The organism is Gordonia sp. J1A (assembly GCF_055393515.1).
Map to the genome: position 1 here is coordinate 3,164,698 of NZ_AP041607.1, position 15,064 is coordinate 3,179,761.

The following is a 15,064-nucleotide window of genomic DNA, read 5'->3' on the forward strand; positions in this document are numbered from 1 at the left end:
GTTCGTTGCCAAGCGTCTGCAGTCTCCCCGTTTCGGCACAATCGTGAAATGGTCCGATTCACGGCGAATCCCGTGCGTGCACTCGCCGGGACCGATCCCGGCCGTACCCGGCTGCTCAACGCGAGCGGGGTAGCGGTGGCTGTGCTGATCAGCACCGGGTGCGCCTGGCTGATCGTGAACGCGACCCACGCGGACGGCGGCTACCTGGCGGTCGGAGCGTTTCTCGCGATGCAAGCGGGTCTGAGCGTGCGCGACGCCACCGCGCCGGCCCGGCTCGTCACCACGGCCCTGTTGGTGATTCCCGTGGTCGGCGGCCTCGCCGGCACCACATTGCTCGCACACAACAGGTACGTCGAGATCGCCGCCTTCGTCGTGATCGGCGGCGTCGCCACCTGGATGCGACGCTTCGGTCCGCGCTGGTCGGCGGTGGGAATGATCGCGTTCTTCTCCAGCTTCTTCGCGTTGTTCCTGCGGCCGACGGTCGACGATCTCGGCCCGCTGCTGCTCATCGGCGTCGGCGCTGTGGCGGCGAGTCTGATCGTCAAGTCGACCATACTGCTGCACGCACCAGACCGGTCGCTGCGACTGCTGATGCGCCAGTTCCGCGGCGCCGGGGACGCGGCCGTGCGCGCGGCGGAAGGCTCCGTCGGCCGGCCCCGCGCGACACTGCAGGCCCGGCTCGACCGCCTCGGCGACGTCGCCATGGCGATCACCGACTGGCAGAGCCAATACGACACCGCCGCCCGCACCGGATTGACAGCACACGAACTGGCCCGGTTGGTCTTCGACGCCCGCACCGATCTTGTGCAGGCATGTCTGCATCTGGCGCAGGTCCCAGAGCCGAACGCCGACCGGGAACTGACCGCACTGCTGGACGCCATGCATCGCTTGCTGGACACGGACCTGCCGGCGTCCGAGCGGTCGGCCGCGTCCGCCCGCGCGCGCCGGACGCTGGAGGCCGTCGATCCCGACGTCCCCGGGCGATTCGCGGTCGCGCTCCTCGCCCGCGCGGTCGAATCGCAGATCGCTCTGCGCGAGGCGCTCGAGTCACCGCATCCGGCGGCGACTGCCGAACCCGACACGGACGTCTCGAGCGACGAGCCGACGGACGCCGAACCGGCGGTCGCGCGCGATGCCGAGATCGCTGAGGCTCCAGACGCCGGAGGCGGTCCGCATCGTTTCTGGCACGAGTGGACTCCGACCACGCGGATGGCCGTGCAGGTGATGCTCGCGGCCACCCTCGCCACCGTCGCCGGCGAGGCCATCTCGGCGTCACGCTGGTACTGGTCGGTGCTGACGGCGTTTCTGGTGTTCGTGGGCGTCAACACCCGTGCCGCGATCCTGACCAGGGCCTATCGCCGAGTGATCGGCACCGTCTGCGGAGTCTTCGTCGGCTTCGGCTTCGGCATCGCGATCGACGGCGCGGAGTTGCCCCTCATGCTGCTGTGCGCGGTCAGCGTCTTCTGCATGGTGTACCTCGGGCCCCTCAATTACGCGGTGATGGCCTTCTTCGTCACCGTCCTGCTGTCGTCCATGTACGGCCTTCTGGGGATCCTCAACCGGCACATCCTCGAACTGCGGCTCGAGGAGACCCTCACCGGAGCGGTGATCGGCGTCGCGTGCGCCTTCCTGATCTTCTCCAGCAGTTCCCGTCCCGAGCTGATCACCCGCATCCGCGCATACTTCGCCTCGCTCGAGGAGGTCCTCACCCGATCCGGCGACGTCCTCATCGGCCACGGGCCGACCACGGCGGTGCTCGACGCGGCGCATCGGCTCGACACCGATCACCGCGAACTGGAGACCTTCGTCTCGTCGATGGCGGTCTCCTTCGCAGGCGGTCAACGCCGCACCCTCCGTCGATCGGCCACCGCGCTGCTCAAGAACGCCGGTGTTCACGCCGACCGGCTGGCCCAGGAATCGGTGATCCTCGGAAAGGAGGGCGGTACCGCGGCCTTCCACGGCGACGCCGCCGACGCGGTGCGGCGCGGCATCGACGCAGTGGTCGCCCAGTCGGACGCCGCATGCCGCTCGTTGCTGCACCGCAGACGCGACAATACGGCCAAAAGCGAGGCGTCCGAGACCTTCGACGCCGTCCGTCGGGTTCCGTGCCGACCGCATACGCCGCAGTATCGGGCCATGCTGGCGCTGTCGAATCTGAGCATCACCATGGCGAACATCGAACGACTGCGGGAGCGCGACTGACGCCTCGACCTCGTCATCGGGTCGCGGCTTTTGCCACGAATCGGCGACTGCGCGATCATCGGTGACCATGACACTGTTTCCGCCCGTCGCCACCGAACCGCCCGCGTCCCTGGTGACCCGCGGCCGATACAACTTCGGCACCTACGACGGCCCGATCGCCGACATCAACCCGCTCGACGCCGCCGGCTCCGGTCCGCTCGCCGGCACCCGGCGCGCCGTGCGCAACCTCGGGTTGAAGGAGTGGGAGGCCTTTCAACTCGGGGACGACGACCTCTTCGTCCTGGGTGCGGTCTACAACGCGAAGACCCTCGGTCTGCTCCAGGTCCTGGTGGTGGACAAGCACGCGGCGACCATCCGGCGCTGGGAGACCAAACTCCCGTCGCCGCTGCTGACGGTCGCGCGGGGTCTCGACGGCACCGTCTCCGAGGGGGAGTTCGCGGGACTGGAGATCGAGATCGGAAACCAGCTCCCCGGCGGCCGAGTCACCGTCGACGCGACGCACCGCGGCACCGCGCTGACACCCGAACTCGACCTGCACATCACGGGCGACTGCGCGACCGGTGCGGCCGGTCATCTGGTGATCGTGCATCCCTTCGACGAGAACCGGGCCCTGTACTCGCACAAGGCGATGATGCCCGCGTCGGGCTCGCTGCTGATCGGCGGAGCCGACGTGGGTCTCGCCGACGGTCGCGGCTTCCTGATCCTCGACGACCACCACGGCGACTACCCCCGGCCGATGAAGTACGACTGGGTCACCGGTGTCCGGCGCACGCCCGCCGGCGTGGTCGAGGGCTTCAACCTCACCGACAATCAGGTCCGCAATCCGGGTGTCTACAACGAGAACGCCATCTGGATCGGCGATCAGGTGCACCGCCTGCCCGCGGTCACCGTCGACCGCCCCGACGGCCCATGGGGCACCTGGTACATCCGCGACTCGGGGGGCGCGGTGGACGTGACGTTCACACCCACCGTGCAGTCGACGATGCACGTCGGACCACGCAAGATCCTCGCCGAATACTACGCGCCGTACGGGTGGTACGAGGGCACCATCCACGCGCAGCATGCGACGCTGAGGGTCGACGGCATGTTCGGCGTGGGGGAGTCCAAGCGCATCTCGGTGTGACCGTCGAGCGCGGTCAGGGAACCACGTTCACCATCTTGCCGGGCACATAGATCACCTTGCGCGGCTCGCCGTCGAGCAGCGCGGCGATCTTCGGGTCGGCCAGCGCGGCGCCGACGACCGTCGGCTCGTCGGCGTCCGCGGCCACCTGGATACGGCTGCGGACCTTGCCCTTGACCTGCACCGGGATCTCGATGCTCTCCTCCACCAGCCACTGCTCGTCGACCTCGGGGAAGGGTCCCCGCGCCAGCGAACCGTCGTGGCCCAAGCGGCTCCACAGTTCCTCGGCGAGATGGGGAGCGAGGGGAGCGAGCATCAGGACCAGCGACTCCACCGTCTCCCGCGGCGCGCCGCCGGGGTAGTTCTTGGTGAGGAAGTTGGTCAGCTCGATCAGCTTCGCACCGGCGGTGTTGGTCCGCAGGTTCGCGAAGTCGTCGCGCACGCCCTCGATCGTCCGGTGCAGCGCCTTGTTGGCCTCGTCGGACGGCGCCTCGTCGACGACGCGGACTCCGCCGGTCTCCTCGTCCACCACCAGGCGCCAGACGCGCTGCAGGAAGCGCTGCGCACCGACCACGTCCTTGGTGGCCCACGGGCGCGACTGGTCCAGCGGACCCATCGACATCTCGTAGACGCGCAGGGTGTCGGCGCCGTAGTCACGGCAGATGTCGTCGGGAGCGACGGAGTTCTTGAGCGACTTGCCCATCTTCCCGTACTCCTGCGTGACCTCCTGGCCCTGGTAGAAGTACTTGCCGTCCCGCTCGGAGACCTCCTCCGCCGGAACGTAGACGCCGCGCGAATCGGTGTACGCGTAGGCCTGGATCATGCCCTGGTTGAACAGCCGGCGGTAGGGCTCGCTGCTGGTGACGTAGCCGAGGTCGAACAGGACCTTGTGCCAGAAGCGCGAGTACAGCAGGTGCAGGACCGCGTGCTCGACGCCGCCGATGTACAGGTCGAGGCCGCCGGGATCGTCCGGCCCGTGGATCGCCGGTCGCGGACCCATCCAGTATGCCTCGTTCTCCTTGGCGCACAGGGTCTCGTCGTTGGTCGGGTCGATGTAGCGCAGCTGGTACCACGAGCTGCCCGCCCACTGCGGCATCACGTTGGTGTCGCGGGTGTAGGTCTGCAGACCGTTGCCGAGATCGAGTTCCACGGTGACCCAGTCGGTGGCCTTGGCCAGCGGGGGAGACGGCTCGCTGTCCGCATCGTCGGGATCGAAGGAGACGGGCTGGTAGTCGGCCACCTCCGGCAGCGCGATCGGCAGCATCGACTCTGGCAGCGCGTGCGGGGCGCCCTGGGCGTCGTACACGATCGGGAAGGGCTCGCCCCAGTACCGCTGCCGGGCGAACAGCCAGTCGCGCAGTTTGTACTGCACGGTGCCGGTGCCGGTGCCGTCGGTCTCCAGCCGCTCGATCATCGCGGCCTTGGCCTCGTCCACACCGAGCCCGTCGAGGAAGCCGGAGTTGATCAGCGGACCGTCGCCGGTGAACGCCGACTCCTCGATGCCCTGCTCCGAACCGATCACCTCGAGCAGCGGCAGCCCGAAGGTGCGCGCGAATTCGTAGTCGCGGGTGTCGTGCGCCGGAACGGCCATGATGGCGCCGGTTCCGTACCCGATGAGCACGTAGTCGGCGATGAAGACCGGCACCGGACGACCGTTGACGGGGTTAGTCGCGAACGCACCGGTGAAGACGCCGGTCTTCTCCTTGTTCTCCTGACGCTCCAGATCGCTCTTGGCGGCGATCGACGCGCGGTAGGCCGCGACGGCCTCGGCGGGCGTTGCCGCGCCGCCGGTCCATCGCTCGTCCACCTCGTCGGGCCACTGGTCGGCGACGATCTCGTCGACCAGCTCGTGTTCGGGCGCCAGGACCATGTAGCTGGCACCGAAGAGGGTGTCGGGCCGGGTGGTGAAGACCTCGATTGAGGCGTCCGTCCCCGGGACCGGGAACTGAACCTGCGCACCGCGCGAGCGGCCGATCCAGTTCCGCTGCATCGTCTTGACCTTCTCCGGCCAGTCCAGCAGCTCGAGATCGTCGAGCAGGCGGTCGGAGTATGCGGTGATCCGCATCATCCACTGACGCAGGTTCTTCCGGAACACCGGGAAGTTGCCGCGTTCGCTGCGACCGTCGGCGGTGACCTCTTCGTTCGCCAGCACCGTGCCCAGGCCGGGGCACCAGTTCACCAATGAGTCACTGAGGTACACCAGGCGGTACTCGTCGAGCACCTCGCGACGCTCGGCGGCGCTGAGCGCCACCCAGTCGCGTCCGTCCTCGAGCTCGCGCGAACCGTTCTCGAACTCCTCGATCAGCTCCGAGATGTGACGCGCCTTCTTCGCCTCCGGATCGAACCAGGCGTTGTAGATCTGCAGGAAGATCCACTGCGTCCACCGGTAGAAGTCGATGTCGGTGGTGGCGACGCGGCGGCGCTCGTCGTGCCCGAGACCGAGACGGCGGATCTGCTGCAGGTACCGCTCGATGTTCGCCTCGGTGGTGGTGCGCGGATGAGTGCCCGTCTGGACGGCGTACTGCTCGGCCGGCAGGCCGAACGAGTCGAAGCCCATGGTGTGCAGGACGTTCTTGCCGGTCATCCGCTGGTAGCGGGCGAAGACGTCGCTGGCGATGAAGCCGAGCGGATGGCCGACGTGCAGACCGGCGCCCGACGGGTACGGGAACATGTCCTGAACGAACAGCTTGTCCTCGGCGTCGGGGGAGTCGCCGGAGAAGTGCGAGAAGTCGCCCGCCAGCGGGCCGACGGGGTTCGGGGCGGCGAAGGTCTGGTTCCGCGTCCAGAACTCCTGCCAGCGCGCCTCGATCTCGCCGGCGGTCTGCGCGGTGTACCGGTGGGCGGCGCTGTCGGCCGGACGATTCGTCGAATCAGCAGAAGTCACCCGACCAGCGTAAATCCTCGCGTCCCGGTGCCCAAAAGCGACCAGTGCCCACCGCGAAGTGAACCCGCCGCGGCCCGCTCGCCGTTATCCATTTCGCCCGGACGACGAGCCCGTCGTACAGTGACCGTGTGTCTATCGCGTCCACCGTCGTCTCAGTTCTCGCGCTGGTGCTTGCGGCCGGATGGCTCGGAGTCGGCGTAGCCGGCCTGACCGGTGCGCTCCGCCGCAACCGCTGGCTCGGTGTGCGTTCTCCGGAGACGCTGCGGTCGGAGGAGACCTTCGCCGTCGCCAACAAGGTCGCGGCGCCCGGCTTCCTCGGGGCCGCTCTGATCCTCGCCGTCACCGGCGGTCTCGGACTCGCCTTCGGCGGCTGGGGCCTGCTGTTCGCGGTGTTCGGCATCGTGGTCGCGGTCGGGGTGATCTCGGCGGTCGGGGGCATGGCCATCCAGGCCGCGCAGAGCGTGCCGGTGCCCGACGCGGGCGGGTGCGGCTGCTGTTCCGGCGCCGCCGATACGACGGCGGGAGGCTGCTCGGAGACCGCGGGCGACGACGACGCGGCGGCCGCGGACTGCGGCGAATCGAGCTGCGGTACGTGCGCACTGAGCGGCATGTGCCTGTCGGAGGACAACCCGCACAACGCCGGGTAGCTCGATGCGCAGACTTCTCGATCGTTCCCCGATCGACGGTTTCGTCCTGTCGATACTGCTCGCGGTGGTCGTCGCCGCGGTCTTCCCGGCGCGGGGCGCCTTCGCCGACGTCATGGACTGGGTCGTGACCATTCTGATCGGACTGCTGTTCTTCCTCTACGGCGCCCGGTTGCATCCGCGGGAGGCCCTCGACGGTCTCACCCACTGGCGGCTTCACCTGACGATTCTGAGCTTCACCTTCGTCCTGTTCCCGATCATCGGGCTCGTTCTGCTGCCCGCGCTGACACCGGTCATCGGCGATCAGCTCGCACACGGCGTGCTGTACCTGACCCTGGTGCCTTCGACCGTGCAGTCGTCGATCGCCTTCACCTCCATCGCCCGGGGCAACGTCGCCGGCGCGATCGTGAGCGCCTCGGCGTCCAACCTCCTCGGCGTCTTCGTGACGCCGCTGCTGGTGGTACTGCTGATGAGTTCGGAGGCCGGCGTCCACATCACCGCGGCGTCGGTCACCAAGATCGTGCTCGAGATCCTGGTCCCCTTCATCGCCGGTCAGCTGTGCCGGCCGTTGGTGGCCGGATTCCTGACGAAATACGCGGCACCGACGAAGTACGTGGACCGCAGTTCCATCGTGGTGGTGGTCTACGTCGCCTTCAGCGAGGGCGTGGTCTCGGGGATGTGGTCGATCGTGAGCGTCTGGGACGTGATCGCGGTCTGCCTGCTGTCGCTGGTGTTCGTGATCGCCATGCTGGCTCTGACCGGCTGGTTGCCCAAACGTCTCGGCTTCTCCCGTGAGGACACGATCGCGATCCAGTTCTGCGGGACCAAGAAGTCACTGGCGACGGGACTTCCGCTCGCATCGGTGATGTTCGCCGGAAGCGCCGTCGGCTTCATCGTGCTGCCGCTGATGATCTTCCATCAGATCCAGCTGATCCTGTGCTCGATGCTGGCCAGCCGTTACGAGAAGCAGGCACTGGCGGTCACCGAGGCCTGAGGCGGCGTGTCCCGGAACCGGCGTCGCCGCCGGTGCGTCCAATCGGTATGGACACCGCCATCGAGTACTGCTTCGGCACCGGACACGCACCGCCGACGCACTGGTGGACCGCGCCCGACCTCGACCTCGACGGTGACGACCGGCTCGATGCCGTCGCTCTCGACTTCGACGGCGACGGTCGTAGCGACGATGCGATGTGGGATACCGACGGAGACGGCGTCGCCGATCTGGCAGCCCTCGATCTGGACGACGACGGCGTCCGCGAGAGCTTCTACGCCGACGGCGGCGGGGGGCTGTGGGAGACGGCCGCGGACCCGCCGCCCGATACCGGCGCCGTCTCCGCCCGGCCTCCCGCCGAGACACCGCTCGACACCGACGGCGACGGCAGACCCGACACCGTCCTGCTCGACGGCGACGGCGACGGTTTCGCCGATGCCTACCGGCGCGTCGGCTACCGGGCCACCGGCTCCGACAGCAGTACGGGCGGAGCCGATCCCTCGGCCCGCTGACCGGACCGCCAGACGCCGGCGGCGGCGACGGCGTACAGCGCCGCACCCGCGAAGATCAGCTGCACACTGAAGCCGGTGGGCGGAATGACGAGTGCGGCCACGAAGATCGCCGCCACGAAGGCCGTGTTGAACAGCGCGTCCTGCACCGCGAACACCTGCCCGCGATAAGAGTCGTCGATGTCGCATTGCATCGCGACGTCGCCGCAGAGCTTGATCGTCTGTCCGGCGAGACCGACCAGCAGCGCCGCGATCAGCACCGGGACCGGACGGACCGAGAGCAGCATCAGTTCCGCGAACGCCCCGATCAGCAGGGCCCAGACCACTGTGCCCCGACGCCCGGCGCGCCGGACCGACACCGGCGTCGTCCCGGCCGCGATCAGCGCTCCGACAGCGACGAAGGCGCCGATCATGGCGATGGCCCGAACGTCGGCGCCGAGAGCGTCTCCGAGTTCGGTGTTCCGCACCAGCATGAGGAACATCAGCGTGTTCAGCCCGAACACCAGCCGGTGCGTCCCGATCGCGCTCAGCACGATGGCGACACTCGGCGTGCGCACCACGGCGCCGAGTCCGTGCGAGAGCCCCCGGACCACCGAATACGCCGCCGTGTGACCGACTCCGTCCGGATGGTCCGGTCCCAATTGACGAACCGCGAACCTGGTGGCCAGCAGCGCCGAGCACACGGCGAAGACCGCTCCCGCGAGCAGGGTGGCGCCCGAACCGCCGTTGTCGGCCCCGAAGATCATCCGCAGCACCCCGGAGACACCCGCTCCGGCCGCGAGCATCGCGGCGCCCACCGTCGTGAACACCGCATTCGTCTCCACGATCAGTTGCGGCGGCGCCACGTGCGGCAGGCTCGCCGACAGGCCCGACGCCACCAGCCGGCTGCAACCGGTCACCAGCAGCGCCGACAGCAGGACGACGGGTTCGGCGGTGTCGGTGCTCATGGTGATCGCCACCACGACCACAGCCGCGGCCCGCAGCAGGTTGACGAAGACGAGCACGCGTCGACGATCCCAGTGGTCGAGCAGGGCGCCGGCGAAGGGACCGAGGAGCGAGTAGGGGAGCAGCAGCACGGCGAAGCCGCCGGCGATCGCCATCGGATCGGTGTGCCTGTCGGGGTTGAAGAGGATCGAGAAGGCCAGCGCGGCTTGGAAAGCGCCGTCGCTCAGCTGGCTCAGCAGACGGACCGCGAACAGCCGGAACAGCCCCGGGGCATGCGTTACCGACTGCAAACTCTTCACCAGTCGAGTTTACGGCTCATCTTGAGCCGGGGTGGCGGCGTCACCGGGCGCTGAGTGTCATTATTGAGGTGTGTCCGGCGCCGACTATCTGACCGATCAACCCGAGGTGAGTGCGGGAAGCCTGCTGATAGCGTCCACCGCTCTCACCGGGCCGACGTTCGCCCGCACGGTGATCTACGTGATCGAACACGATGAGCAGGGCACTCTCGGCGTGGTTCTGAACAGGATGTCGGACGCCGCGGTGTACAACGTGCTGCCCGCGTGGACCGAGCTCGCCGCCAGTCCTCGCGCGGTCTTCGTCGGCGGTCCCGTGGCGACCTCGTCGGCGCTCTGCCTCGGAGTGGCGAAGACCGGCGTCGACGTCAGCAAGCAGCCGCGTCTGCACCAGGTGCTCGGTCCGGTGGCGATGGTCGACCTCGACGCCGATCCGGACGAACTGGCACAGGTGCTCACCGGCGTCCGGATCTTCGCCGGCTACGCAGGCTGGGATGCCGGTCAGCTCGACGAGGAACTGGCGGAGGGCAGCTGGATCGTCGCCCAGGGCCTGCCCACCGATCTGCTGGCCGAACCCTCCGTCGACGTATGGCAGCGAGTGCTCGCCCGGCAGCCGTGGCCCCTGCCACTGCTGTCCACCTACCCTCGCCATCCCGAGGAGAACTAGGGCAGGTCGCCGGTCACCGCTTCGCCACCGGAACGACCATCATGTCCTCGCCGACGGTGACCCGGCCGTCGTATCCGCGTTGGGCTTCCTCGGTCCATACCTTGGGGTCGATCGTGCGTCCCCCGGTTTCTTCGATGTGTGACAGGACCAGAGACGGCACGTTCGCCTTTTGGGCGATGGGACCGACTTCGTTCACGAAAACGTGAGACTTGCGGTGGTGATCGATCACGTCCTCGGTGAGCCCGGCATCCGGCGGGATGCGGAGTGCCTCGTGGACGAGAACGTCCGACGAGTTCGCCAGCCTGATGAGGTTCTCCGAGTGTCGAGTGTCGCCGGAGAACGTGACGGCGCCGTGGTCGGTGTCGAATCGGAAGGCGAAAGAGGGAAACACCGGGCCGTGTGGAACGAGCGTGGCCGTCACCTTGACCCGATCGTCTCATCACGGTGAACGGTGCCATGTCGGGGGCAGTGTTGTCCCACCGCGCACCGGTTGCCGCCGGGATGGCGATCTCGTGGATGTCCGGGATGTCGTGGGGGTCACGGAAACCCGCATCGCGCATGAGGACGTTGCTGTTGTATGCGAAGGCCTCGTGGAGCCTGTCTGTCATCTCGCGGGTTCCGGGCGTCGGACTCTGCGGGGCGACAGTGGTCACCCGCCGGCCACCCAGCGCTTCCGGAAGCCCTCCGGCGGATCCGGGTCCGTAGACCGGGATACCGGTCGGGACGACGTCTCCGTTCTTCTCGCCGGTGGTACCGGCCATCATGAAGTAGTTGTAGTAGTCGGCGACATGGTCGGCGTGCAGATGGGTCAGGAAGACTCCCGCCATTTCCCGGTAGTGCAGTCCGGACCTCTTGTACTGCGTCACCGAGCTGCGACCGCAGTCGATCAGGTAGGTCTTCCCGTCCACCACCAGGGCCGTCGAGATGCCCACTCGCTCGGTCGCCGGCGGCGGTCCGGCCTTCGTGCCGAGCGGAACGAGCGTCAACTTCGACTGCTGCAGATCGGGTGGCATCGCCGTCGGCGTCAGCGAACTGGCCACCGGTTGGGTCGATCCGCATGCGGCGACCAGACCGGCCCCGGTAAGCGCCGCCCCGCCTGCGAGCGCGGCGCGGAGGAAGTTCCGGCGGCCGAGATTCGACGAAGCCTTCTCGGCCACAGGCCGGCTGTCGTGCTCGTGATGTGAACCGCAATTCATTGCGGATTCCTTTCGATCAGTGGCGAAGAGAGACGGCGTGAGTCACAGCGGCGTCCGTGCGTCGCGGGCGTGCTGTGCCGGGCGGACGAGGAGGGCCTCGACGCCGTACTGCCGCCCATATGATGTGTACCCGGTCACAATTAGAATAGTCAATAGACTTTCTAAAGTTTCCGATGTTTTCGATGTTGCGGCGCGGTTCCGCATCACCGCTGAGCCGGGTGACCCACCGCCGAGTTCCGATCGTCAGCCATGTCTTAGCCGCCGCTGCCCCGACGGCGTTCGGCCCGGCCGGCCCGGACGCGGCGGAAAATGAGGAATCCGAACGCCGCGACACCGACGGCGACACCCACGATCAATGCGACCTCGGCGCCCAGAGTGGCGCCCACGCCGTACGAGACCAGCAGCACGGTCATCGTCCAGCTGATTCCGCCGATCGCGGAAGCGAGAGCGAATCGGGTGTATCTCATCCGCCGGGACCCCGCGAGCAGTGGCGTCACACTCCGGACGTATCCCACCCAGCGCGCCGAGGCGATCGCCAGGACCGCGTCGCCCGACTCGGGCGCCCGATAGCCGGAGGCGATCGCGCGGCGGACCACCTTCCGGCCGAGCCGCGTCCGGGCCAGCCGCGGGCCGGTGGCCACGCCCACCGCGTAGCCAGTCGAGTCGCCGGCGATGGCCGCCACGGCGCAGACCGCGATCAGCACACCGATGACGGGCTTGCCGACGGCCGCCACCACGCCCGCGGCGATGAGCACCGCCTCGCTCGGGGCCACCAGTCCCACCACCGCGACCGCCGTCTCGAGATAGACGACCCCGCCCGCGATGAGGTAGACCGCCCATGCCGGGGCGGAGTCGACGAGATCGGTCAGCCGATCGGTCAATGTGTGCATATCCGCGCTTTTCGGGGCGAGACCGCGCGTGACGAGCGGCCGAATGGTCCGGCGGCTCAGTACCCCATGGTCCGGATGGCGTTGGCGAGCTGATCCAGCTGTTCCGGGCGCACATCGAGGTGAGGGCTGATCCGCAGCAGCGAATCCTCACCGGCGAGGGGCGCGCGCCAGGAGTCCGCCGCCGTGACCAGAAGCCCGATCTCCCGCAGTCGGTCGCGCGCGGCCTGCACGTCGGCCGGTCGCCATCCGGGCGGCGGCGCCAGGGTCACCAGTGCCGAAGGCTCGTCGACCGGCTCCATGACCTCCCAACTGCCGATCCCGTGCAGTCGTTCGCGCGCGATCCGTCCGATACCGGCCAACTCGGTGTACACACGCTGCTGTCCGATGTCGAGGAACTCGGCGACCGCCGTCGAGAGTGCCAGCTGACCGGCGATGAACGATTCCGACGGCAGCAGTCGCACGTCGATGCGCGAGTCGGGCCGGATGGCGATGAATCCGACGCCCCGGGGTCCGGTGAGCCACTTGCGCGAGGTGCCGTAGACCACGTCCGCGCCGGTCACGGTGGGCACATGCCCCACCGACTGCGCCATGTCGACGATCACCGGAACGCCCGCGTTGTGCGCCACCTCGACGATCTTCGCCACCGGCTGCACCAGTCCGCTCGCCGAACCGATGTGGCAGACATGGATGAAGTCGGGCTGCTCGAACTGCAGCATGTTCTCCAGCGAGTCGACGTCGACGTGCCCGTACACGTCGCCCTCGGGCATGGTGCGGACCGCGAAGTCGCGGCGTTCGAACTCCAGCAGGTTGGGACCGAACTCATTCTTCGCGACCCATACCGTGGGGGAGAGCGGGAGCGCCATGGTGTTGAGCAGCGCACGCAGCGCCGACCGCGCGCTGTCTCGGAAGACGATCTCCTCGGCGCGATGGCCGATCAGCGAGCCCAGTGCGCGGCGGCCGGCTTCAAGGGCCTCTGCGCGTTCGTCGGCGGCGATGTAGGAACCGTTCCTGGCCTCGCGGATCAGGTGTTCGTGCAGAGTCGTGATGACCGCGTTCGACGAACGCCCGGCCGAGGCGGCGTCGAGATGCCCGATCGAGGGTTCCACTCTCGCTGCATGCCACTGTTCACCGAGTTCGCTGCAGTACATGCCTTGAATCTACCCTGTGGCTCCGGGCCCGATCAGTCGCCGTTGCGGTCCGCCCACCATGCGCGCAGAGCCGCCTCGGCGTCCTCGCGGCTCATCGGCCCGCTGTCGAGCCGAAGCTCCTTCAGGTACCGCCAGGCCTCACCGACCACCGGGCCGGGCGGGAGACCGAGCAGCTGCATGATCGCGTTGCCGTCGAGATCCGGTCGGACCCGATCGAGGTCCTCGGCCTCCCGCAGCACGGCGATGCGGTGCTCGAGATCGTCGTACGTCTCCTGCAGACGCCGGGCGCGGCGCTTGTTGCGGGTGGTGCAGTCGGCGCGCACCAGCTTGTGGAGCCGGTCGAGGAGCGGACCGGCGTCGTTGACGTACCGGCGAACCGCCGAATCGGTCCACTTGCCGTCGCCGTAGCCGTGGAAGCGCAGGTGCAGGAAGACCAGTTGCGAGACGTCGTCGACGACCGCCTTCGGGTACTTGAGCGCCCGCATCCGCTTGCGGACCATCTTGGCGCCGACCACCTCGTGGTGGTGGAAGCTGACGCCGCCGCCCTCCTCGTGCCTGCGGGTGGCGGGCTTGCCGATGTCGTGCAGCAGCGCGGCCCAGCGCAGAACCGGGTCGGGGTCGCCGGTCTCGAGGTCGATCGCCTGCTTGAGCACCGTGAGCGAATGCTGGTAGACGTCCTTGTGCTGGTGATGCTCGTCGATGGTGAGCTTCATCCCCGGGATCTCGGGAATGATCAACTCGGCCAGACCCGTGTCCACCAGCAGGTCGACGGCCTCGATCGGATGCTCGCCGCAGATCATCTTGTCGAGTTCCACCCGGATCCGCTCGGCGGTGATCCGCTCGATCTGCCCGGCCATCTCACCGATGGCGCGGCGCACGCGGTCGGAGAGCCGGAAGCCCAGCTGTGAGACGAAACGCACGCCGCGCAGCATTCGGAGGGGATCGTCATTGAACGACGACTCCGGCGCGGCCGGGGTGTCGATGACGCCGGCGAGCAGATCCGCCATGCCGTCGAGCGGATCACAGAACTCCTGACCGCCCCCCGGGAGCAGCCGGACCGCCATCGCGTTGATGCGGAAGTCCCGGCGGACCAGATCGCCTTCGAGCGTGTCGCCGAAGGTCACGACGGGGTTCCGGCTCTGCTGGTCGTAGATGTCGGAGCGGAAGGTGGTGATCTCCACCGTCTCGCCCCCGCGCGCGGCGCTGACCGTGCCGAACTCGATGCCGGTGTCCCATACCGCGTCCCCCCAGGTCGAGAGGATCTCGGCGATCGTCTCGGGCCGGGCGTCGGTGGTGAAGTCGAGATCGCCCGCCAGTCGGCCGAGGACGGCGTCGCGCACCGAGCCGCCGACGAGGTACAGCTCGTGCCCGCTCTCGGCGAACCGGTCCGCCAGCGGAGTCAGGACGTCGCCGAGAGAGTTCAAGGTCACCGCCGCCGACGCCAGCAGTCGCGTACGCCGTTCGGAGCGCTCGGCGGCGCTCATCTGTCCACGTGGCGCTGTGTCGGTCATGGGATGACAGACTACCGACTGCCGACCCGCTCAACCTGTTCGGCTAACACCCGGTTACGAGCGG

Annotated in this window: 12 protein-coding genes and 1 pseudogene; 6 read left to right on the forward strand and 7 right to left on the reverse strand. The window is 68.3% G+C overall.

The genetic code is table 11. The features are described 5' to 3' along the window. Nucleotides 1-48 precede the first annotated feature (48 nt). Both ACZ5QD_RS14760 and ACZ5QD_RS14765 read left to right on the forward strand, forming a co-directional pair. The gene (locus ACZ5QD_RS14760; RefSeq protein ID WP_464366902.1) at nt 49-2,202 is read left to right on the forward strand and encodes an FUSC family protein; all 2,154 of its coding nucleotides are present in this window, start codon (nt 49-51) and stop codon (nt 2,200-2,202) included. 67 nt (nt 2,203-2,269) lie between these two features. Continuing rightward, a complete protein-coding gene (locus ACZ5QD_RS14765; protein WP_045537080.1) occupies nt 2,270-3,325 on the forward strand; it encodes a DUF2804 family protein in 1,056 nt (351 codons plus the stop codon). Nucleotides 3,326-3,338: 13 nt separating this feature from the next. On the opposite strand, the gene leuS is transcribed toward ACZ5QD_RS14765, so the two are convergent. Further along, entirely contained in the window at nt 3,339-6,206 is a 2,868-nt protein-coding gene (leuS, locus tag ACZ5QD_RS14770; RefSeq protein ID WP_045537082.1) for a leucine--tRNA ligase, read from the reverse strand. Between the two features lie 128 nt (nt 6,207-6,334). Between leuS and ACZ5QD_RS14775 the strand changes: the two genes are divergently transcribed. From ACZ5QD_RS14775 to ACZ5QD_RS14785, 3 genes are read left to right on the forward strand one after another with little or no spacing between them, the layout of a single operon-like run. Further along, nucleotides 6,335-6,853 (forward strand): SdpI family protein, encoded by a 519-nt coding sequence (locus ACZ5QD_RS14775; protein ID WP_006896739.1) that lies wholly within the window; start codon nt 6,335-6,337, stop codon nt 6,851-6,853. 4 nt (nt 6,854-6,857) lie between these two features. Beyond that, nucleotides 6,858-7,844 carry a bile acid:sodium symporter family protein gene (locus ACZ5QD_RS14780; RefSeq protein WP_006896740.1) on the forward strand — a complete coding sequence of 329 codons (987 nt, stop codon included), beginning with the start codon at nt 6,858-6,860 and terminating at the stop codon, nt 7,842-7,844. Between the two features lie 47 nt (nt 7,845-7,891). Continuing rightward, nucleotides 7,892-8,353 (forward strand): hypothetical protein, encoded by a 462-nt coding sequence (locus ACZ5QD_RS14785; RefSeq protein ID WP_464366903.1) that lies wholly within the window; start codon nt 7,892-7,894, stop codon nt 8,351-8,353. On the opposite strand, the gene ACZ5QD_RS14790 is transcribed toward ACZ5QD_RS14785, so the two are convergent. Then, complete coding sequence (locus tag ACZ5QD_RS14790; RefSeq protein ID WP_101841505.1) at nt 8,296-9,594, reverse strand: MFS transporter; 1,299 nt, start codon at nt 9,592-9,594, stop codon at nt 8,296-8,298. The two genes, ACZ5QD_RS14785 and ACZ5QD_RS14790, sit on opposite strands and share 58 nt — an antisense overlap. A 70-nt stretch (nt 9,595-9,664) precedes the next feature. Between ACZ5QD_RS14790 and ACZ5QD_RS14795 the strand changes: the two genes are divergently transcribed. Beyond that, on the forward strand, nt 9,665-10,255 hold the full coding sequence (locus ACZ5QD_RS14795) for a YqgE/AlgH family protein (protein WP_045537089.1): 591 nt from the start codon (nt 9,665-9,667) through the stop codon (nt 10,253-10,255). Nucleotides 10,256-10,268: 13 nt separating this feature from the next. On the opposite strand, the gene ACZ5QD_RS14800 is transcribed toward ACZ5QD_RS14795, so the two are convergent. The 5 genes and pseudogenes from ACZ5QD_RS14800 to ACZ5QD_RS14820 all read right to left on the reverse strand — a co-directional run bounded on the left by ACZ5QD_RS14800 (nt 10,269) and on the right by ACZ5QD_RS14820 (nt 14,973). Beyond that, complete coding sequence (locus ACZ5QD_RS14800; protein WP_464367290.1) at nt 10,269-10,676, reverse strand: MBL fold metallo-hydrolase; 408 nt, start codon at nt 10,674-10,676, stop codon at nt 10,269-10,271. A gap of 421 nt (nt 10,677-11,097) precedes the next feature. Continuing rightward, a pseudogene (locus ACZ5QD_RS14805) lies at nt 11,098-11,451 on the reverse strand (MBL fold metallo-hydrolase); the annotation flags it as partial. 254 nt (nt 11,452-11,705) lie between these two features. Then, nucleotides 11,706-12,341 carry a DedA family protein gene (locus tag ACZ5QD_RS14810; protein WP_464366904.1) on the reverse strand — a complete coding sequence of 212 codons (636 nt, stop codon included), beginning with the start codon at nt 12,339-12,341 and terminating at the stop codon, nt 11,706-11,708. 56 nt (nt 12,342-12,397) lie between these two features. Then, nucleotides 12,398-13,489, reverse strand: coding sequence for an aminotransferase class V-fold PLP-dependent enzyme (locus ACZ5QD_RS14815; protein ID WP_006896746.1), 1,092 nt, complete (start codon nt 13,487-13,489; stop codon nt 12,398-12,400). 32 nt (nt 13,490-13,521) lie between these two features. After that, nucleotides 13,522-14,973 carry a CCA tRNA nucleotidyltransferase gene (locus ACZ5QD_RS14820; protein WP_464367274.1) on the reverse strand — a complete coding sequence of 484 codons (1,452 nt, stop codon included), beginning with the start codon at nt 14,971-14,973 and terminating at the stop codon, nt 13,522-13,524. Nucleotides 14,974-15,064 lie beyond the last annotated feature (91 nt).

Coding starts and splice junctions, on each gene's coding strand:
- ACZ5QD_RS14760 (WP_464366902.1), top strand. CDS start 49: ATGGTCCGATTCACGGCGAATCCCGTGCGTGCACTCGCCGGGACCGAT.
- ACZ5QD_RS14815 (WP_006896746.1), bottom strand. CDS start 13,489: ATGTACTGCAGCGAACTCGGTGAACAGTGGCATGCAGCGAGAGTGGAA.
- ACZ5QD_RS14780 (WP_006896740.1), top strand. CDS start 6,858: ATGCGCAGACTTCTCGATCGTTCCCCGATCGACGGTTTCGTCCTGTCG.
- ACZ5QD_RS14810 (WP_464366904.1), bottom strand. CDS start 12,341: ATGCACACATTGACCGATCGGCTGACCGATCTCGTCGACTCCGCCCCG.
- ACZ5QD_RS14785 (WP_464366903.1), top strand. CDS start 7,892: ATGGACACCGCCATCGAGTACTGCTTCGGCACCGGACACGCACCGCCG.
- ACZ5QD_RS14765 (WP_045537080.1), top strand. CDS start 2,270: ATGACACTGTTTCCGCCCGTCGCCACCGAACCGCCCGCGTCCCTGGTG.
- ACZ5QD_RS14820 (WP_464367274.1), bottom strand. CDS start 14,973: ATGAGCGCCGCCGAGCGCTCCGAACGGCGTACGCGACTGCTGGCGTCG.